Genomic DNA, 20,952 nt, shown 5'->3' with positions numbered 1-20,952 from the left:
CGGTCTTCGGGCTTACCAGCCCTTTAAATAAGTGTAATTGGATACAATTCCAGTAAAAATACAATTTTTACTGGAATTTAGATGCGAAATCTCTGCATATTAGTCAATTTACTTGACAGATTGTCTGGAAAAATTAGTAATTGAATATGATCTTCTAATATTAGTTAGAAATCTAACAGAGGAGAGAAATTATGATAAAAAAAATAGTGAGTTATATAGGAGAATTTAAAAGAGATTCAATTTTGACCCCTATATTTGTTGCTTTTGAGGCAATAATGGAAACAATTATTCCATTATTAATGGCTATGATTATTGATAATGGAGTAGGAAAGGGAAATATAAAATATGTATGTATTGTTGGAGCTATAATGATAGCAGTATCATTTGTATCACTTACCTGCGGTGCATTATCGGGAAAATATGCAGCTAGTGCATCAACTGGTTTTGCTAGAAACCTAAGAAAAGCAATGTATTATAATATACAAAATTTTTCTTTTTCTAATATAGATAAATATTCAACAGCAGGACTTATAACAAGGCTCACTACAGATGTAACAAATGTTCAAAATGCATTTCAAATGATAATAAGAATGTTTGTTAGAGCACCATTCATGTTGATTTTTGCTATGGCAATGAGTTTTTACATCAATGCAAAGTTAGCTCTTGTATTTTTATGTGCAATAATTTTTCTAGGAATTATATTGTATTTTATCATGACAAGAGTGCATCCATATTTCATGGAAGTTTTTAAAAAATATGATGATTTAAATGCCAGTGTACAAGAAAACTTAACTGCAATAAGAACTGTGAAGGCTTATGTAAGGGAAGAACATGAGACAAGCAAGTTTTATAAAGCTTCTGAGATTTTATACAAATACTTTATAAGAGCTGAAAAATTAATAATAATAAATGCTCCTGCAATGCAGTTTGCAGTCTATACTTGTATTATATTGTTATCCTGGCTTGGAGCAAAGATGATTGTTTCGGGTTCAATGACAACTGGTGAATTAATGAGTTTATTTACTTATACAACTAATATAATGATGAGTCTTATGATTATATCTATGGTATTTGTAATGGTAGTTATGGCAAAGTCATCTGCTGAAAGAATTGTTGAAGTTTTGGACGAAAAGAGTGATTTAGTGAATCCAGAAAATCCAATTTATGAAGTGAAAGATGGCTCTATAAAGTTTAATAATGTGGGTTTTAGTTACAATAAGAATATGAAGAATCTGGTTTTAGAAAATATAAATTTAAAAATTAATTCAGGTGAAACAATAGGTATTATTGGAGGAACGGGAAGTGCGAAATCAACACTTGTTCAGCTTATCCCGAGATTATATGATGCAACAGGAGGAAACGTAGAGGTTGGCGGAATTGATGTTAGAAAGTATGATATAGAAACTCTTAGAAATGAAGTTTCAATGGTGCTGCAAAAGAATGTATTATTTTCTGGAACAATAAAAGAAAATTTAAGATGGGGAAACAAGGATGCCAGTGATGAAGAGATAATTATCGCATGTAGGCAAGCTCAAGCGGATGAATTTATAGAAGGTTTTTCTGATAAATATGATACTTTTATTGAACAAGGAGGAACAAATGTATCTGGAGGACAAAAACAAAGGTTATGTATAGCAAGAGCTCTGCTTAAAAAACCAAAAATATTGATTATGGATGATTCTACCAGTGCAGTAGATACTAAAACTGATGCTCTTATTAGAAAAGCATTTAAAGAAACAATACCTGATACCACAAAGATTATTATTGCGCAGCGTATTTCGTCAGTTGAAGATGCAGACAGGATTATTGTATTAAATGATGGAAAAGTAGATGGCTTCGGAACTCATGAGGAGTTATTAAATTCAAATGATATATATCGTGAAGTTTATGAATCTCAAGTGAAAGGAGACAAGGATAATGAGTCAAAATAATACCGCCAAGCCTAGAGCAATGGGCAGGCATCGGGGACATGTAAAAGCTAGTAAAAATTCCTTAAAAACATTAAAAAGATTATTATCCTATGTTATCAAAGAATATAAGTTTCTATTTTTTATTGTAGTAGCAGCAATTATTGTAAGTGCTCTTGCCAATGTTATAGGTACATTATTTTTGAAAAACTTAATTGATGATTATATAATGCCTCTTTTAAAAAAATCAAATCCTAACTTTGGACCTCTGCTTAAAATGATAACTACTATGGCATTAATTTATTATATTGGAGTTTTATCAACATACTTATACAGTCGCGTAATGATTGTAATCTCTCAAGGGTCACTTAAGAAAATAAGAGATAGTATGTTCAGTCATATGGAAACTCTGCCTATTAGTTTCTTTGATACACACTCTCATGGAGATTTGATGAGCCTTTATACAAATGATACAGATACATTGAGGCAGATGATTAGTCAGGGCATACCACAAATACTATCAGCAATCATAACTGTTGTTGGTACATTTATATCTATGGTTTACTTGAGCTTGCCATTATCAATAATTGAAGTTCTAATTATATTTATCATACTATATGTAACTAAAATTATTGGAGCGAAGAGTGCAAAATATTTTGGACTTCAGCAAAAGGATTTAGGTATGGTGAATGGTTACATAGAGGAAATGATAAATGGACAAAAGGTTGTAAAAGTATTTTGTCATGAAGAAGAAGCAAAACTAAACTTTGATAAATTGAACAATATGCTTTATAAAAGTGCAAATAATGCAAATACGTATGCTAATATTTTAATGCCTATAATGGGTAATATTGGTTATTTAAATTATGTATTTGTTGCTATTTTTGGATCTATTTTAGCTATCAGTGGATTTAGTGGATTTACTCTTGGGGGAATTGCAGCATTTTTGCAATTGACAAGAACTTTTAGCACTACAATTAACCAAATGTCTCAACAGATAAACTTTGTAATTATGGCTCTGGCGGGAGCTGAGCGTATATTTAAATTACTTGATGAAGAAAAAGAAACAGATGAAGGTTATGTGTGCCTGGTTAATGCAAAAGAAAATGAAAATGGAGAAATAATAGAGTCTAAAGAACATACTGGAATTTGGGCGTGGAAACATCCTCATGAGGATGGTACGGTTACCTATAAAAAACTTCTTGGCGATGTGGTATTTGACGATGTTGACTTTGGATATGATGATGAAAAAATCATATTGCAGAATATAAAACTTTATGCAAAGCCTGGACAAAAGATAGCTTTTGTAGGTGCTACAGGTGCAGGAAAGACTACTATTACTAATTTGATTAATCGATTTTATGATATTCAGGATGGAAAAATAAGATATGATGGAATTAATATAAATAAAATTAAAAAAAATGACTTGAGAAGATCACTTGGAATTGTACTTCAAGATCCGCATTTGTTTACAGGAACTGTTGCAGATAATATTAGATACGGAAAACTTGATGCAGCAGACGAAGAGGTAGTTAAAGCAGCAAAGCTCGCAAATGCAGATGGATTTATAAAGCATTTGCCAAACGGATACAATACAGTCATCACAGGTGATGGTGGAAATCTATCACAAGGACAAAGACAACTTTTAACAATTGCTAGAGCTGCCATTGCTGATCCACCAGTTTTAATACTTGATGAAGCAACATCAAGCATTGACACAAGAACGGAAATTATTGTGCAGGATGGCATGGATAAACTTATGGCAGGAAGAACAGTATTTGTAATTGCCCATAGACTTTCCACAATTAAAAATTCCGATGTTATTATGGTACTTGATCATGGTAGGATTATTGAAAGAGGAAATCATAATGATTTAATTAAACAAAAAGGCAAGTATTATCAGCTTTATACAGGAGCATTTGAACTTTCGTAAGTAGGGAAAAATTGATTCTGTGTATAATTATTTTTTATATTGGAATACTGATATAGAGGTGAAAGCTGTGTCTAAAAATAAAAAGATTGGAAATAAACATTTAAATAATGTGCAAGAAAAACTGAGTAATGCTGTTAATTCCGTAAATGGAAATAATCAAAATCAAAATCATAACGCGAAAAAAGAGGGACTTGGACCCAATACTAAAAGATGATGAGCATATATGATTTGTATTTAAATATTGAATATCATCTGCTTAATGATTTAAAACCATCTGGTTATTTAAAAGAAGTGTACAATGAACCATTATTTCAAAAGTATCCCTTTGACATGTTGTATAAATTGGAGATTACAGAGCAGTCTCAAAAATATCATCCCGAGGGAAGCGTCTGGAACCATACTCTACTGGTGTTAGATGAAGCATCAAAGGTAAAAATGAGAAGTAAAAATCAAAAGGTATTTATGTGGACAGCACTTCTTCATGATATTGGAAAATATTCTACAACAAAAAACAGGAAAGGTAAAATAACTTCATATAACCATGATAAGGTTGGGGCGGAAATGTCCCATGAGTTTTTATCACACTTTACAGAAGATAAAAAATTTATTGATGAAGTTTATTGGCTTATTTTTTACCATATGCAGATACTTTTTGTAGTAAACAGTTTGCCGTTTGCATATATACATGGTATGAAAGAACATACAGATATACATGAAGTGGCTTTGCTCGGGCTATGTGATAGAATTGGCAGATTAAAAAGTGATAGAAAAAAAGAAGAAGATAATATTAAAAGATTTCTTAAAATGTGTAAATAATTTTTATGTTTGGACTTTACTTCTAATTCTGAGAAGTTTTATTTGTAAAAGATGTTAAACTGTTTATTATAGCAGTTTCTTGATCCTGGGTGATAGTACCTGCAGTTACAAGGGTATCAAGCTTGGTTTTTAAGAAGTTTGCAAATTTTTCTTTTCCAACATTTGCGTCTTTATTAGGTTTAAGTAGATTTTGTATAGCAGTTTCTTGGTCCTTAGTAATAGTGCCTGCAGTTACTAAAGAGTCTAAAAAATTAGTTTTCCCTGCAGTTTTTTTGCTTTCAAAATAAGCTTTGCGTTCAGCTTGTGTCATGTTTTTAACCTTATTCATTTCAGCTTTTCTTTCAGTTTCTTGTTGTTCTTTGCTGTTTATTATAGCAGTTTCTTGATCCTGAGTAATAGTACCTGCTTTTACAAGGGTATCTAGTTTAGTTTTTAGAGAATTTGCAGATTTTTGTTTTATAGTTTTAGATGGAGTTAAAAGATTTAATGCAGCAGTTTCTTGATCTTGAGTGATAGTACCTGCTTTTACAAGGGCATCAAGTTTAGTTTTTAGTAAATGCGCACTATTTCCTTTTTTGAAGTCTTTATTAGCATAGTATGCTGCTTTTGTTTTATTGTTAGAAAGTGAAGCTGCGTTAACTGTAGTAAATCCTGTACCAATTGATGCTACAAGGGCTAAAGCTGAGATTATTTTAATATTTCTTTTTAACATTTTCATTACCTCCAAAACATTTTTTTAATTTATTGTATGATCTCATTGCTCTGTGACAGTTTAATTACAAATAAGTGAATAGGTTGTTAACATTTTCTAATATAATTTTTATAAAGTATTTACAAAAGATATATAAGAGCTTAGTATTTTATTTAGATAGTAATTTATTAATTAGGGGGAAAACTGAATGTCAGAAGAAAATAAAGTCGGGGTTTTAGGAAATATTATTGGTGTTATAATGTCACCAATAAAAACAATGGAAAAAGTTAATAAAAACCCAAAAGTATGGCAATATTTAATACCTGTAACACTTATACAATTAATTATTACACTATTACAATTACCTAAACTTACAAGCTATACAATTTTAAAAGCTCAGGAAATGCCAAACTTTTCTCAAGCTGCAATTCCAATTATGAAAACAGGGATTGCAATTTCTACTATAGTTTGGTCAATAGTCGGGCCAGGAATATTAATATTAATAAGTACTGCACTTATTAAGCTCGTATGTACTATTTCGAAAAAAACTGGAAATTTTAAAAACTTATATTGCATGAATACCTTAGCTTATGTTCCAATATTAATATCTGCAATTTTAACTACAATAATAATGTTTTTTACAGAGCCACAGAATATAAAAAATATTTCAACCAGTCTTACAGTGGTTTTAAGCTCGTCAACAGATATAACAAGTGGTATTTATAAGGTGTTTTCGTGCATAGATTTTTTCTATATATGGAGTTCAATTTTATTAGCAATTGGTACTTCTGTTGTTTTTAAAATGAAGATGAAAAAGTCTGCAACTATAGTATTTGGAATTTACATTGTTGTAGCAATTATTCGTGTGTTGGTTTAAATAATTAAAGATAGTTTATATATTATGCTTGAAGAAACGAGGGAAAAAAGTTAAATGAAAACAAGATTTGAATTTGTGAAAGATAAGAAAAAATTAGGAATTATATTAGGTGTTGTATTTATAATTGTGATTATAGGAATATCTTCTTATGTTAAGGCAAGAAAATCTCAAGTTAAAAATGTAACAATATCTACAGTAAGTAAGAGAAATTTAGTTGAAAGCACTATAGTTTCTGGAAATATAGAACCTAACTATAGAGATACTATAACCTTGAACAATACTCAAAAGGTAGCAAAAGTTTTAGTAACTGCAGGACAACAGGTTAAAAAAGGTGATATTTTAGTTCAAATGGATACATCAGACTATGAGAGCGAACTAAATAAAGAAAAAGCTGATTTAAGTAGTGCTCAAAATTCTATATCACAGGCACAAACAGTACAAGCAGCAGGAGGAGCTAGTAAAAATAGTGGAGCAGGTCAGACAGATTCTATTAGAGCTCAAATTGATGACTTAAATGAGAAGATAGATCAATGCAATATAAAGTCCGGTATAGATGGAAAAGTAGTAAAAATTGATGCTAAGGAAAATCAGGTACCTAATACAGGAGATACAGTTATAGTAGATGATACTTCAAAGTACAAGGTTTCTATAGACATGAGCCAATATGATGCAATGAAGGTTGAAAAGGGACAAAGGGCCATTGTTAAAATAAAGGGAAATGATGATATAAAATATACAGGCTCTGTTACAAATGTAGGACAAATAGCTGAAGTTAGCACTGATGCTAAAAGTACAAGCCCAAGTCCAAGCCAGGAAGCCAAAGTAAATGTGGAAGTGACTTTGGACAATGCAGATGACAGCATAAAATCAGGTTATGAAGCAGATGCAGAAATTATATTTAATGAGAGAAGAAATGCGGTTTCTATGGATGTTAACAGTGTAAAACAAGAAAAGGCTACAAAGAAAAAGTATGTTTATGTAGTAAATGACAAGAATAAGGTTTTAAAAAGATATATAAATACGGGAATAGAAACAGATGATTATGTGGAAGTTATACAGGGGCTTAAAGAAGACGAAAGATATGTATCAAATCCTCCTGATACACTTAAAGCTGGAGATAGTGTAGAGAACAAAGCAGGAGGGAACATTAAGTGATAATTAAGTTAGAAAATTTAGTTAAGATATATGATACTGGTGCCGTAAAGCTTAAAGCTTTAAAAGAAATCAACTTAGAAATTGAAAAAAGAGAATATGTAGCCATAATGGGAGCGTCAGGATCAGGTAAGTCTACTCTTATGAATGTACTTGGATGTTTGGATAAACTTACAAGTGGAAAATATTATTTGGAAGATGTGGATATATCATCACTTGATGATAATAGTTTAGCTGATATAAGAAACAAGAAAATAGGTTTTGTATTTCAAGCATTTAATTTGCTTCCAAAGCTTACAGCTATGGCTAATGTTGAATTGCCCATGATGTATGCTGGAGTATCTAAGAAAGATAGAGAAGAAAAGGCAAAATGGGCTTTGGATAGAGTTGGGTTATCTCACAGACTTAACCATAAACCAAATGAAATGTCTGGTGGACAAAAACAGAGGGTAGCAATTGCAAGAGCCCTAGTAAATGATCCATCTATAATACTTGCAGATGAACCTACAGGAAATCTGGATAGTGTTTCGAGTGAAGAAATAATGGGGATTTTTCAGCAATTGAATGATGAAGGTGTAACTATTGTCATGGTTACACATGAACCAGATATAGCCATGCATACTAAAAGAACCATAGTTTTTAAGGATGGAGCTATAATTTCAGATAATCCAGTAGAAAAAAGAACTGTAATTGGGGGGCAGAAGTGATATGAATATTGAGGAAAGCTTTCAATCTGCACTGCAAAGCATAAAGTCAAATAAGTTAAGGTCTTTTTTGACTATGCTTGGAATAATAATTGGAATATCTTCTGTAATTACTATAGTGTCTATAGGCGCTGGAGCAAAACAATATATTACAGGGCAGTTTCAGGGTATGGGCAGTAATGTAATTAATGTACAGCTTAATCGATCTTCAAGTAATCCAATAGAAAAAAGAGATTATTTTACTATGGATGATTTAGATCTTATAAAAAATAAAATACCTGAAGTTACATCGGTTGTTCCAATGCTTTCGGGAGATGGAAATTTGAAAGTTGAAAATAAATCCAAGCTTGCTCAAGTTGTGGCATCAACAGAAGGATATGACAAACTTTCAAATATAAAAATGATTAATGGAAGATTTTTAAGCGAACATGATGTAGATATAAGGTCAAATGCAGCAATTATAGATGAAAAGACAGCTCAAAAATTATTTCATAGTACAGATGTAGATGGAGAAGACATTGAATTGAGTTCGGATTACGGTGATATAAATCTCAATATAGTCGGTGTATGCAAGGATCCGAATGGTAATTTGGGATCTTCATCTGACAATACTCCTGGTGAAATATTTATGCCTATAACTAGCGCAGATAGAATACTTAAAAATACTGATATTAGTTATATGTCGGTGATGTTATCCGATATGAGCAATGCAGATGAAATAAGCTCTAAAATGATAAAAATTCTGGAAAATAAACATCAAAATAAGAATATGTATACGGCTCAAACTGGATTTAAAGAGCTTGAAAGTTTGAATACGGTGCTTACTACTATAACTGGTGTATTGGGTGCTATTGCGGCTATATCACTTTTAGTTGGCGGTATAGGTGTTATGAATATAATGCTTGTATCTGTAACTGAGAGGACTAGGGAAATTGGTATAAGAAAGGCTATTGGAGCTAAAACCAGAGATATAAAAGTACAGTTTTTAATGGAGTCTATAATATTGTGCCTTATAGGAGGAACCATTGGTACTATATTAGGTATAACAATAGGTAAAATTGCAGGATCTTTGCTAAAAATGCAGGTGCCAGTATCATTCAAGATAATATTTATAGCATTTTCATTTTCATCGGCAATCGGTATATTCTTCGGTTTGTATCCGGCAAGTAAGGCAGCAAAATTAGATCCTATTGAAGCTTTGAGATATGAGTAAAAAAAGTACTTTCCTTTAAGGAAGGTACTTTTTTAATATGCAAAATTTCCATTTATAAATACTGGAATTTCCTTTCCACTTCTTGTAATCCCTGTTATGTTTAAATCATTTGTTCCAACCATGAAGTCCACGTGTTCAAGCGAATAATTTATACCTGCATTTTTTAAATCTTCCTTGTTCATGCTTTCACTGTTTTTCAAGCATGTAGGATAGCCTTCACCTATAGCAAGGTGGCAGGAGGCATTTTCATCAAAAAGAGTATTGTAAAATAATATATTTGAATTTGAAATCGGTGAATCAAAGGGTACCAATGCAACTTCTCCAAGGCAATGACTGCCTTCATCTGTTTCAATTAGATTTTTTAAGGTATCATAACCTTTTTCACACGTAAAATCCACAATTTTTCCGCCTTTAAAAGTAAGAGAAAAGTTTTCTATAAGATTTCCATTGTAATTTAAAGGTTTTGAACTTACAATTTTACCATTTACGCCCCATTTTAATGGAAAAGTATATACCTCTTCTGTAGGTATATTTGCCATGAATTCTATTCCTTCAGGAGTATATGATGAACCTCCAAGCCATATATTATTTTCTGAAAGCTCGATTTTTAAATCAGTACCAAGTGAATTTTTGTATACCAGGTATTTAAACTTATTATTGTTGAGAAAATCCATACTTTTTTTAAGCTTTGTTTTATGGATATCCCATGCTTTTATAGGAGCGGATTCATTTGCTCTTACAGTCTTGAATATGGCATCCCAAAGTTTTTCAACCGCTTCTTCTTCCGGGATGTTTTCAAAAACTTTTTTTGCCCAGGATTTAGTTGGAATTGATACAACGCACCAAGCATTTTTATCTGCCATAATCCTTTCTCTGTATTCAGCAAGTGCAATGTTTTGAGCCTTGCTTGCTCTCATTAATCTTTTTGGATTTACATCTTTCATAAGCTCTGGATCCTGTGCGTAAATGCTCAAAAAAGCAGCTCCATCTTTAGCATAAGATGTATATAAGTCTTTTTTCCAGTCTGGAAATTCATCGAAGATCTCATATTTGCCATTTAAGTATCTAATCTTTGTTGAAAGCTCATCACTCCAGTTTATTATTACATCCCGTGCACCTTCTTTGTATGCAACTTCAGAGACCATTCTAGTAAAATATGCACATTCTATAGGTGAATTTATAACGAGTATTTGATTGTCTTGTATATTAAGACCTATTTTTACAATAATGTTCGAATATCTTTCTAAATAGCATTTATTCATCTTAGAGACCCCTTTCAATATAATAAAGATATAAGTTCCAATACAATAAAATTATATTTTGCATTATTTATTATATCATTATTGTGATGGAAATATGTAGTATATAATTTTAAGTTATTTAAATAAAGAAGCTGCCTTAATCTAGAAATTTCTTTCTATTTTGAGACAGCCGCCAATTCTTAATATATTTTAAATAATTATTCAGCTACATTCTTTTTAATTACTGAAAGTAATATGCCTGTTACTACAGTACCTGCGACTAAAGCAATTAAATATCCACCAAGACTTGTTACAACATTTGGAATTGCTAAAACCCATACTCCACCATGAGGAACTGCAAGTTTACAACCAAATATCATTGAGAGTGCGCCTGCAACTGCAGAACCTGCCATGTTTGCAGGTATTACTCTTAATGGATCTGCTGCTGCAAATGGTATAGCACCTTCTGTTATAAATGATAATCCAAGTGCCCAAGCTGCTTTTCCTGCTTCTCTTTCTGCCTCTGTAAATTTCTTCTTAGCAAGTACTGTTGAAGCCAAAGCTATTCCAAGTGGAGGAGTCATTCCAGCTACCATAACCGCTGCCATTATTGGAGAACCACCTGCTACTATTGTACCTGTACCAAAAACATAAGCTGCTTTATTAACTGGACCACCCATATCAAATGCCATCATTAATCCAAGAATTAATCCAAGAATTGCTGCATTTGCACCTGCTAATCCTTTTAACCAAGTTAGTAAAGCTGTATTTATAGCTATAAGAGGACCGCCTAAGATAAATAAGTATATTAAACCTACTATTCCTACTGAAAGTAATGGTAAAATTAAAACTGGCATTAAACCTTCTAATGATTTTGGAAGTTTAATAACTTTCTTTAATCCTAAAACTAAATAACCTGCTAAAAAACCTGTAATCAAAGCACCTAAAAATCCACTAGTACCACTTGCAGGTGCTTTAGCTAAAAATTGTCCACTAAAAACTGCTCCGCTTGAAAGAGCTCCACCTACAAAACCTGCTGCGATACCAGGCCTATCTGCAATTGAATAAGCAATATATCCTGATAATACTGGAAGCATAAGAGCAAATATACCTTTACCAGTTACAAATAATGCTTCTGCAAGAGTTCCCGGGCAATCAAAAACATAAATTCCACCAAGTGCAAAACCTAGAGCTATAAGTAAACCACCAGCTGCAACAAATGGTATCATGAAGGATACACCTGTCATTAAATGCTTATACACACCTGTTTTCTCTTTCTTTTTAACTACTGGCATTTTTGCATCAACTTTTCTTACTGCTGGTTTAGCAGCTAAAGCCTTGTTTATAAGACCTTTTGCATCTTTAATTGCATCTTTAACTGAAACTTCTACCATTGGTTTATCTACAAACCTTGATGTATCAACGTTTGTATCTGCTGCAATTATAACTGCATCTGCCTCTTTTAATTCCTGTTCTGTAATTACATTTTCAGCACCAACAGAACCTTGGGTTTCAACTTTTATTTCATGTCCCATTTCCTTTGCAGCCATTTGCAGAGCTTCTGCAGCCATATACGTATGAGCTATACCAGTCGGGCAAGATGTTACTGCTACTAATTTCATAATAATTCCCCCTTATTATTTACTCAAAAACTTTTATAAATTCCTCAAAACTTTGGACTTTGAATAACTTTTCTCTTGTTTCAGTATGCATGAGTTTTCTAGATATTTCGCTTAATGCTCTTAAATGAACGTCACTTGATTCCTCTGGAACAGCAATAAGAAAAAATAAATGTGCTGGTTTTTCATCCATAGATTCATAATCTATACCACTAGAGCTTCTTCCAAAAGCTATAGAAGCTTCTTTTACAGCATTACTTTTACCATGTGGTATTGCTATTCCCATACCTATGCCTGTTGAAAACTCTTGTTCTCTCTTTAATACAGCTCCTCTAAATTTATCTTTATCAATTATTTTTCCATCATCGTATAAGATCTGGATTAATTCATTTATAACCTCATCCTTATTAGTTGCCTTTAAGTCAAAACTTACTCTGTCCTTTGAAAACATGTCTTTTGTTGCCATTTAAAATTCCTCCTTAATTTCACATTTAACTTCTTTTAATAACTCATGTACTTGTTGTAATGTACATGCTTGTGTACCATCAAGAGCTACGGATGCTGCACCGCAAGCTGTTGCAAATCTTAAAGTCTCTTTATCACTATAATTGTTTATTAAGCTGTATACTATGGCTGATACCATTGAATCTCCAGCGCCGACAGTACTTTTTACAGGCACCTTGAGTCCTTTACATTTGTATACGCCATTTTCTGTTACAAACAATCCTCCTTTTTCTCCAAGAGAAATCATAATTTTTGCTATACCTTTATTTTTTAGAACTTTAGCTGCATTTATAATATTTTCTTCTGAGATATCACTGAGATTTAATAATTTCTGCAATTCATGATTATTAGGTTTAATAACATCAGGACAAGCTTTTATGCCATGTTTTAAAAGTTCTCCATCTGCGTCTAAAATTACAAATGCTTCCTTTTCTTTTGCTATTTTTGTTAAGTGTAGGTAGATATCATCAGGCATTGATGGACTTACTCCGCCTGATAAAACTACTATATCTTCTTTACTGCACATTGATTTAAATTTATCTATAAATATTTTGAGCTCTTCTTTACTAATGTATGGCCCTGGTTCATTTATATCGGTATTTGTATGATTTAAACTATCTACTATTTTAATGTTGGCTCTAGTTTCATTTTGGATGTGTATAAAGTCATTGTTTAGTTTTCTTTTTTTGAAATCATGTATAAATGAGTTTTCAAGTTCACCACCTAAAAAGCCTGTACACAAAGAGCTAATATTAAAATTTTTTAATACCTTTGATACATTTATTCCTTTTCCTCCAATATCCTCTCTTACAGTAATTGCTCTATTTACACTTCCAATATTTAAGCCTTTAAGTGTAATAGTTTTATCCATAGCAGGATTTAAAGTTACTGTTATTACCATATTTACTCCTCCTATTTTATTGAAGTATTATTTCAACTCCAGCATCTTCAAAATTTTTCAATGTTTCTTGTGGTAAATCACCACTTGTTATAATTGAAGATACTGCTCTTATAGGACTTATAACGGAAAAACATACTTTATTAAATTTAGAACTATCCGCTACAATGATAACTTTATTTGCAACATTCATCATAGCTTTTTTAGTTTGAGCTTCTATAAAATTAGGTGTTGTTATACCTTCTTCTATGGATATACCATTAGCCCCAATAAAAGCTTTATCAACTCTAAAATTTTTTAATACATTTTCAGTTATATATCCAACCATAGCTCTTGTAGTAAACCTCATGTTTCCACCGGTAACTATAAGATCAACATTCTCATTGTTTGAGAGAACAGCAGCTATATCTATAGAATTTGTTATAACTGTAACTTTATTTGCTTGTATATGCTTTGCTATTTCTAAGGTTGTTGTGCCTGAATCCAGCATAATTGTATCTCCATCTTCAATCATAGAAGATGCAATTTTGGCTATAGTAACTTTTTCGTGATGACCTTCTATCTTTTTGTCCTTAAATGAAGGTTCGAAACTAGTACCTTGGTTACTTACTGCTCCTCCATGAGTTCTAGTCAAAAGACCTTTTTCATCCATCTCTTGTAAGTCTCTTCTTATGGTGGATTCAGAAACATTAAATATTTCTGTTAATGCACTTACCTTTAAGCTACTTTGTTCTTTTAGTAATTCTGATATCTTTTTTTGTCTTTCTTCTGCAAACATCCAATCACACTTTCGTTTTAATCATTTTAATGAATCATAGATAAATCATTCATAACCAATCAAAAATGAAAACGTTTTATGATTGATCAATTTTATTGTAATCGATTTTATGCATGATGTCAATATATTTTTGAATGATTTTAATAATTTATATTAAATATGTGAATGGTATTAATAAAATATTGCTTGTATATGATTGATACTAATTTCTCAGCATATAAAAAATAGTCTTAGTAATTATTACAGCATAGATACTGTTTTACTGCTTACTGCAAAGGATTCATTATATTATAAAATAATTGGATTTAGAATGGAAACAGATGATTACATTTCTAAACCATTTCATATAGAAGAATTAAAAGTAAGGATTGAAGCATTGCTTAGGAGGACAGGGGCATTTGTAAATGAAAGTTTATTGAAATGTGGAACTTTAAAAATAAATATAAAAACTAGGGAATTATTAATAAATAATAAAAAAGTAAATTTATAGGCTAAATTGTTTAATCTTATGGTAAATATTGTATGATGAATATGTGCATAAACTAATATATAAATAGAAAGTCCTAATATGTATGTTAGGACTTTCATATATCGTATATTTGTGAAATCACAAGTACTAAAAGTGAAAGAAAACGTAATTAGTCATCATCTCTTAAAATGTTTATATTCTTGCCTTCCATAACTTTGTTCATATTTCTTACTGCACACATTTTTCCACACATTGTACAGGTTTTCTCATCTTCAGGTCTTGAGCTTTCTCTATATTTCCTGGCTTTTTCAGGATCTATTGCAAGCTTAAATATCTCTTCCCAATCAAGTTCACGTCTAGCGTGAGCCATCTTATTATCCCAATCTCTAGCACCTTTAATTCCTTTTGCAATATCTGCAACATGGGCAGCTATCTTAGCAGCTATAATTCCTTCCTTCATATCTTCAAGATCAGGCAATCTTAAATGTTCTGCAGGAGTTACATAACATAAAAAGTCTGCTCCATAAGTTGCTGCAATTGATCCTCCTATAGCGCTGGTGATATGATCGTATCCAGGTGCTATATCAGTTACAATTGGTCCTAAAACATAAAAAGGTGCATCGTGACAAAGCTTTCTTTCGAGTATCATATTTGCTTTTATTTCATCCAAAGCCATATGTCCCGGACCTTCTATCATAACCTGTACGTTTCTCTTCCATGCTCTTTTTGCGAGTTCTCCTAAAGTCATAAGTTCCTTAATTTGGCTTGGATCTGTAGAATCGTCTATACAGCCAGGTCTGCATGAATCTCCTAAACTTATAGTTACATCATATTTTTCACATATATCAAGTACTTTATCAAAATATTCATAGAAAGGATTTTCTCTATTATTCAAATGCATCCAAGCATATAATAAACTTCCACCCCTTGATACAAAATTCATAAGTCTTGGATTTCTTTTGAATACTTCTGCAGTTTCTCTATTTATCCCTGCATGTATAGTCATGAAATCAACACCGTCTTTTGCATGAGTTTCTATAACGTTTAAGAGCTCCTCAGCGGTTATGTCCTTTAATTCCTTGTCATAAAATCCAACGGCATCATACATAGGTACTGTTCCTATCATGGCAGGGGATATATCTATGAGTCTATTTCTAAATTCTCTTGTTTTACCGAAACAACTTAAATCCATTATAGCTTCGGCTTTCATTTCTATTGCTTTTTTTACTTTATCAAGTTCTATGTCTATATTACAACAGTCTTTTGAAATACCAAGGTTGACGTTTATCTTAGTTTTTAATCCTTTTCCTACACCCTCTGCACTTATATTTTTATGATTTTTATTAGCAGGAATAGCAACTTTACCTTTTGAAATAAGCTGCATTAATTTTTGTACATCCATATTTTCTTTTTTTGCTACGGTCTCTATTTCTTTTGTAATTATTCCTTTTTTAGCTGCATCCATTTGTGTTGTATAATTCATTTAAACCATCTCCTCTTGAGTTTTTGAGCATAAAAAAGGAAAGCTGTAATGCTTTCCCTTTAAAACGTCTTTTATAAAACTTTATGTACTTAAGATAAAGTTTATCCCTACGTTGGCATTACCCAAATCAGGTCATAAGGGTCTGAGATAACATCCCACTCTCAGTCTGTATATACAGGCTCCCCCATAAAATATTTTGTTTTCAATTAAGTAATACCATATATATATTTTTTTGTCAACGCTATAGTGCTTTTTTCTTAAGGTTATTATTTGCTATAAATAAAGATAATATTAAAGCAACAACAAGAACACAGGTTTCAATTGCAAAAGTGTGATGCACTCCAAATACTAAACTTAAAGCTTGATGTTTTGCAGAAACTGGATTGCTAACATCAAATAAGTATTTTTTTTGAGATGCAGACATAATAGCAACAAATAAAGAAGTTCCAAATGCTCCTGCTATTTGTTGTAGAGTATTCATTATAGCAGTCCCGTGAGGATAGTATTTTGGAGATAATTGATTTAAACTATTAGTTTGCACAGGAGTATTTATAAGTCCAACAGCTATTAGAGATAAGCAATGCAAAGCAATAATAACAGGAATACTTATAGTCATAGATACAAAGCGCGAAAGTAAAAGAAATGCAATGGTTGAAATTGCATACCCGGGTATAATTAATGCTTTAGGACCGAATTTGTCATATAGATGTCCAGAAATTGGTGATACAATTCCATTAATAAGTCCGCCTGGCAGCATAAGAATACCAGCAGTAAATGCTGTTAAGCCTAAAGCACCTTCAAGAAACATCGGTAAAATAAGCATAGTAGCAAAGTTAATCATATGCATGATTATCATAAGTATACAACCGAGGCTAAACATGGATTCTTTAAATGGATGCATATCTAACATAGGTTCACTCATGTGCAGCTGACGAAGTACAAATGCGGCTAATGCTATACAAGCAACAATTATAGGAGCTGCTATTAAATATATATAAGTACTTCCAATGTTGCTAACACCATATATAAATCCACCGAATCCTATAGTAGATAGTATAATAGATAATAAATCTATTGGTGGTTTTGTAAGTTCTGTTACATTTTCAATATAATTATAACCTAAAATTAAAGATATAACTGAAAAAGGCAGTATTATAAAGAATAGCCATCTCCAATTAAGTGATTGAATTATTAAACCAGAAAGCGTTGGACCAATAGCTGGTGCACAAAACATTACAAGGTTAAATATACCAAGTGCTTTTCCACGCTTGTTTATAGGATTTATAATTAATAAAGTATTTACTATATTTGGTATTAAAATACCAGTTCCAATAGCTTGGATTAGTCTACCTATTAATAAAATTGAAAAGCCTGTAGAGAAACCACTTACAATTGTTCCAATTAAAAATATAGTTACAGAAGCAAGAAATAGTTGCCTTGTTGTAAAGCTTTGAATAAGTAAGGCAGAAACAGGAATTGCTATGCCCATAATAAGCATATATCCTGTACTGAGCCACTGCACGGTATTTGCAGATATAATAAATTGAACCATTAATTTTTTTAATGCCATATTTAATAAAGTTTCATTTAACATACATAAGAATCCTGCCATAATTAAGGCAATAGTTATAGGTATTACATTATAAGTTCGCTGTTTATAATTTGATTCATCTAAATTTTCATCTAAATGTTCTTCCATAAAATTTCCTCCTTGTTGATATTGAGATTAGTCATTATTTTGATTGATTTTTTGCTCTTCGGCATATATGTTTTTTTCAAATTTATTTAATGTATCTATAAATAAATTTATTTGATCTTTTGAAATCCCATTTATAATGGTTTTAAATAGACTTTCAATAAAAGGATATACTTCTTTTTCTAAATTTTTACCTTCAGGTGTAACGTAAATTAAAAATGAACGCCTATCTTTAGAACTTTTTTTCCTTACTACTAATTTTTTCTTTTCAAGAATATCCAATATTCTTACTAAGGTAGCTTGATCTTTGTCTACTTTTTTAGCTAATTCTTTTTGATTAACACCATCCTTTTCTAGTAAGTTCAGCAATGTTGACCATTGTTCTGTGGTTATATTATATTTTTTTAAGTTTAAAGATAAAAATCTTAGTATTTTTCTATTGATGTAGTTTAAATACATACCAATAGATTTATCAAGGGATTCCATAATTTTATACCTCCAAGAATATATGATATAGATATAATTATGATACATATAATTAGTATACTAATTATATGCCAACATAGTAAAAATGTCAAATAAATTTTATATAATGTTGTGTGGTTATTGATATTTGTAATAAAATTCAAAAAGTAAAAATTAATGAGGGGCCATATTAATGAAAAATTTTGTTTACAAATAAAATGTAGACATAAAAATTGGAATAATGTAAAATAAAAAGTAGAAATGTCTGAAAAATATAATTTGAAAATGATAGTGTATGCTTTCACTATGTATATAACTGCCTGTAAGTATTAAGCAGATACTTACAGGTGGTTGTTATTTGTGTGCTAAAAGGAATTTATATGTAATATAAATTTTATTGTAATTATATAGAAGGGATTGGCATTATAAAAAATGATAAAGAAAGAGAAAAAGAATAAGCGTAATAAAATTAACATACGTGCTATGAGTTCTATTTGTATTTTACTTGTTATATATTTTGGAATATCGGCGTATTTTACGAATCATTTTTATTTTGGCTCTAAAATTGATTGTGTAAGCGTTTCTGGAAAAACTGTGGAAGAAGTAAATAAACAAATGGCATCTCATATAAAATCATATAAGTTGAGCTTAAAAGAAAGGGATGGAAAGACAGAACAAATTACAGAAAATGATATTAAATTAAAGTATAATTTGAATGGTGAAGTTAAGAAACTTAAGGATAAACAGGGTTCTTATAATTGGATTTTGGGATTTTTAAACACAAAGAATTCTAAAATGACAGTCGGAATTTCATATGACAGCAAATTGTTGAAAGAAAAAGTGGATAAGCTTTCTTGTTTCGATAGTAAAAATGTAATTGAACCTAAGAACCCAAGCTTCAAATATTCAAATAAAGGTTATACGATTATAAATGAAGTAAATGGAAATAAGGTTAATGAAAATGTATTGTATAATAATATAGTAAAAGCAATACTTAAGGGTGAAACTACAATAGATTTGGAAGCAATGAATTGCTATGTTAATCCAAAGTATACTGTAAAATCAAAAGAAACTACTGAAATTAGAAATACGCTTAATAAATATGTATCTTCAAAAATTACTTATACTTTTGGAGATAAAAAGGAAACTGTAGATGGCTCTACAATAAACAAGTGGCTTGCAGTTGATGATAATTTTCAGATTGTATTTGAGAAAGATAAAATTAAAAAATACATGAATGAACTTTCTAATACTTATAATACAATTGGTAAGACAAGAAGTTTTAGCACATCTTCAGGAAAAACAATAAATGTTGGCGGTGGTGATTATGGATGGTATATTAATAATGCTAAAGAGACTCAAGATTTAATTGCTGCCATTAAAGAAGGAAAAACTATAAAAAAAGAACCAACATACATTCAAACTGCTGTATCTCATAGTAGTAATGATATTGGAAATACTTATGTAGAAGTAGATATGTCAAGACAACATTTATGGTTTTACAAAAAAGGTTCGTTAGTAGTACAAGGAGACGTTGTTACAGGTAATGTAAGTAGTGGACATCCAACGCCAGAAGGTATTTACTGGGTAAAATATAAGGAAAGAAATGCTACCTTAAAAGGTGAGGGTTATAGTTCCCCGGTTGATTTTTGGATGCCATTTAATGGCGGTATTGGAATTCATGATGCACGTTGGAGAAATCAATTTGGTGGGAGTATATATATGACAGACGGTTCGCATGGTTGTGTGAACTCACCATATTATTTGGCAAAGACAATATTCTATAGTATTGATAAAGGCACTCCAGTTGTTTGTTATTATTAGTAATGAGTGAAATAGGGGCCGTCGCACTAAGTAATGTAGTAATTACTTTTAGTGCGACAGCCCCTAATAAAGTTTGAAAGAATACTAAAATTATGTAGATTTTTAGTTAACAGTTGTATTTACAGGTGGCACAAATGTTCTTGATTGAAGCTCTGTGTCCAGCATATAGAGGGCAGCTGAGTTATCACCTATTCTATCTAATTTTTTAATTAATTTACTAAAAGTATCCTCTTCTTCAATTTGTTCATCTATAAACCATTTAAGCAAACTTATTGTAGCATGTTCTTTTTCCTCTGTTGCTAAATTCATAAGATTGTAAATTCTTTTAGTGACCTTTTTCTCATGATCTAGTGCTTTCTTAAAAGCATCATTTACTGAATCATAATTATTATCAGGTGATTCAACAGTTCCAATAATTATCCTTGAATTTGTTCTTTTTAAAAAATCATAAAATCTTGTTACATGATAATTCTCTTCTTCGATCTGTACTTTGAAAAAATTAGCGAATCCATCTAAATCGATTGAATCACAGTATGCTTGCATAGCAAAGTATATATTTGCGGAGTACATCTCAAAGTTTATCTGATCGTTTATAGCCCTTACAAGTGTATCACTTAGCATAAGTAAATTCATCCCTTTCACATTTAAATTAATTAGCAAATTATATACTAATTAAATTATT

At 31.0% G+C, this 20,952-nt stretch carries 20 protein-coding genes and 1 riboswitch; of the genes, 10 read left to right on the top strand and 10 right to left on the bottom strand.

Going from position 1 to position 20,952, the window contains the following annotated elements; genetic code table 11:
• Positions 1-191: 191 nt before the first annotated feature.
• The 4 genes from J2Z42_RS09715 (at position 192) to J2Z42_RS09700 (ending at position 4,656) form a co-directional block, all read left to right on the top strand.
• On the top strand, positions 192-1,931 hold the full coding sequence (locus J2Z42_RS09715; RefSeq protein ID WP_209702440.1) for an ABC transporter ATP-binding protein: 1,740 nt from the start codon (positions 192-194) through the stop codon (positions 1,929-1,931).
• Complete coding sequence (locus J2Z42_RS09710) at positions 1,918-3,840, top strand: ABC transporter ATP-binding protein (RefSeq protein ID WP_209702439.1); 1,923 nt, start codon at positions 1,918-1,920, stop codon at positions 3,838-3,840. Before J2Z42_RS09715 ends, J2Z42_RS09710 begins: the two co-directional genes overlap by 14 nt.
• Positions 3,841-3,907: 67 nt before the next feature.
• A complete protein-coding gene (locus J2Z42_RS09705; RefSeq protein ID WP_209702444.1) occupies positions 3,908-4,054 on the top strand; it encodes a hypothetical protein in 147 nt (48 codons plus the stop codon).
• 14 nt (positions 4,055-4,068) lie between these two features.
• Positions 4,069-4,656 carry an HD domain-containing protein gene (locus J2Z42_RS09700; protein ID WP_342590014.1) on the top strand — a complete coding sequence of 196 codons (588 nt, stop codon included), beginning with the start codon at positions 4,069-4,071 and terminating at the stop codon, positions 4,654-4,656.
• A 22-nt stretch (positions 4,657-4,678) separates the two neighbouring features.
• Here the strand turns inward: J2Z42_RS09700 and J2Z42_RS09695 are convergent, their stop codons facing one another.
• On the bottom strand, positions 4,679-5,368 hold the full coding sequence (locus tag J2Z42_RS09695) for a hypothetical protein (RefSeq protein WP_209702437.1): 690 nt from the start codon (positions 5,366-5,368) through the stop codon (positions 4,679-4,681).
• A gap of 187 nt (positions 5,369-5,555) precedes the next feature.
• On the opposite strand from J2Z42_RS09695, the gene J2Z42_RS09690 reads away from it, so the two are divergent.
• The 4 genes from J2Z42_RS09690 to J2Z42_RS09675 are packed head-to-tail and all read left to right on the top strand — an operon-like array spanning position 5,556 to position 9,293.
• Positions 5,556-6,224 (top strand): Yip1 family protein, encoded by a 669-nt coding sequence (locus tag J2Z42_RS09690; protein ID WP_209702436.1) that lies wholly within the window; start codon positions 5,556-5,558, stop codon positions 6,222-6,224.
• A gap of 54 nt (positions 6,225-6,278) precedes the next feature.
• The gene (locus J2Z42_RS09685) at positions 6,279-7,379 is read left to right on the top strand and encodes an efflux RND transporter periplasmic adaptor subunit (protein ID WP_209702435.1); all 1,101 of its coding nucleotides are present in this window, start codon (positions 6,279-6,281) and stop codon (positions 7,377-7,379) included.
• Entirely contained in the window at positions 7,376-8,083 is a 708-nt protein-coding gene (locus J2Z42_RS09680) for an ABC transporter ATP-binding protein (RefSeq protein WP_209702434.1), read from the top strand. Before J2Z42_RS09685 ends, J2Z42_RS09680 begins: the two co-directional genes overlap by 4 nt.
• 1 nt (position 8,084) lies before the next feature.
• Positions 8,085-9,293, top strand: a complete 1,209-nt coding sequence (locus tag J2Z42_RS09675; RefSeq protein ID WP_209702433.1) for an ABC transporter permease — start codon at positions 8,085-8,087, stop codon at positions 9,291-9,293.
• A gap of 32 nt (positions 9,294-9,325) precedes the next feature.
• Here J2Z42_RS09675 and J2Z42_RS09670 read toward each other — a convergent pair whose 3' ends face one another.
• From J2Z42_RS09670 to J2Z42_RS09650, 5 genes are all read right to left on the bottom strand, one after another.
• The gene (locus tag J2Z42_RS09670; protein ID WP_209702432.1) at positions 9,326-10,555 is read right to left on the bottom strand and encodes an aminopeptidase; all 1,230 of its coding nucleotides are present in this window, start codon (positions 10,553-10,555) and stop codon (positions 9,326-9,328) included.
• A gap of 197 nt (positions 10,556-10,752) precedes the next feature.
• The gene (locus J2Z42_RS09665) at positions 10,753-12,156 is read right to left on the bottom strand and encodes a PTS fructose transporter subunit IIC (RefSeq protein WP_209702431.1); all 1,404 of its coding nucleotides are present in this window, start codon (positions 12,154-12,156) and stop codon (positions 10,753-10,755) included.
• Positions 12,157-12,175: 19 nt separating this feature from the next.
• A complete protein-coding gene (locus tag J2Z42_RS09660) occupies positions 12,176-12,619 on the bottom strand; it encodes a PTS sugar transporter subunit IIA (RefSeq protein WP_209702430.1) in 444 nt (147 codons plus the stop codon).
• On the bottom strand, positions 12,620-13,558 hold the full coding sequence (gene pfkB, locus J2Z42_RS09655) for a 1-phosphofructokinase (protein WP_209702429.1): 939 nt from the start codon (positions 13,556-13,558) through the stop codon (positions 12,620-12,622).
• Between the two features lie 16 nt (positions 13,559-13,574).
• A complete protein-coding gene (locus J2Z42_RS09650) occupies positions 13,575-14,333 on the bottom strand; it encodes a DeoR/GlpR family DNA-binding transcription regulator (RefSeq protein ID WP_209702428.1) in 759 nt (252 codons plus the stop codon).
• A 310-nt stretch (positions 14,334-14,643) separates the two neighbouring features.
• On the opposite strand from J2Z42_RS09650, the gene J2Z42_RS09645 reads away from it, so the two are divergent.
• Positions 14,644-14,823 (top strand): response regulator transcription factor, encoded by a 180-nt coding sequence (locus J2Z42_RS09645; protein ID WP_209702427.1) that lies wholly within the window; start codon positions 14,644-14,646, stop codon positions 14,821-14,823.
• 148 nt (positions 14,824-14,971) lie between these two features.
• Here the strand turns inward: J2Z42_RS09645 and thiC are convergent, their stop codons facing one another.
• The 3 genes from thiC to J2Z42_RS09630 form a co-directional block, all read right to left on the bottom strand.
• Positions 14,972-16,285, bottom strand: a complete 1,314-nt coding sequence (gene thiC, locus J2Z42_RS09640; RefSeq protein ID WP_209702426.1) for a phosphomethylpyrimidine synthase ThiC — start codon at positions 16,283-16,285, stop codon at positions 14,972-14,974.
• Between the two features lie 88 nt (positions 16,286-16,373).
• Positions 16,374-16,481, bottom strand: a riboswitch (TPP riboswitch).
• Between the two features lie 45 nt (positions 16,482-16,526).
• Positions 16,527-17,984 carry an MDR family MFS transporter gene (locus J2Z42_RS09635; RefSeq protein WP_209702425.1) on the bottom strand — a complete coding sequence of 486 codons (1,458 nt, stop codon included), beginning with the start codon at positions 17,982-17,984 and terminating at the stop codon, positions 16,527-16,529.
• A 27-nt stretch (positions 17,985-18,011) separates the two neighbouring features.
• Positions 18,012-18,467, bottom strand: coding sequence for a MarR family winged helix-turn-helix transcriptional regulator (locus J2Z42_RS09630; RefSeq protein WP_209702424.1), 456 nt, complete (start codon positions 18,465-18,467; stop codon positions 18,012-18,014).
• A 411-nt stretch (positions 18,468-18,878) separates the two neighbouring features.
• Between J2Z42_RS09630 and J2Z42_RS09625 the strand changes: the two genes are divergently transcribed.
• On the top strand, positions 18,879-20,270 hold the full coding sequence (locus J2Z42_RS09625; RefSeq protein ID WP_209702423.1) for a L,D-transpeptidase family protein: 1,392 nt from the start codon (positions 18,879-18,881) through the stop codon (positions 20,268-20,270).
• 102 nt (positions 20,271-20,372) lie between these two features.
• Here J2Z42_RS09625 and J2Z42_RS09620 read toward each other — a convergent pair whose 3' ends face one another.
• Positions 20,373-20,891 (bottom strand): ferritin, encoded by a 519-nt coding sequence (locus J2Z42_RS09620; RefSeq protein ID WP_209702422.1) that lies wholly within the window; start codon positions 20,889-20,891, stop codon positions 20,373-20,375.
• Positions 20,892-20,952: the final 61 nt, after the last annotated feature.

The sequence above is a fragment of the Clostridium algifaecis genome (assembly GCF_017874415.1).
GTDB lineage: Bacteria > Bacillota > Clostridia > Clostridiales > Clostridiaceae > Clostridium_B > Clostridium_B algifaecis.
This window is presented reverse-complemented; position numbering and strand designations above follow the sequence as displayed.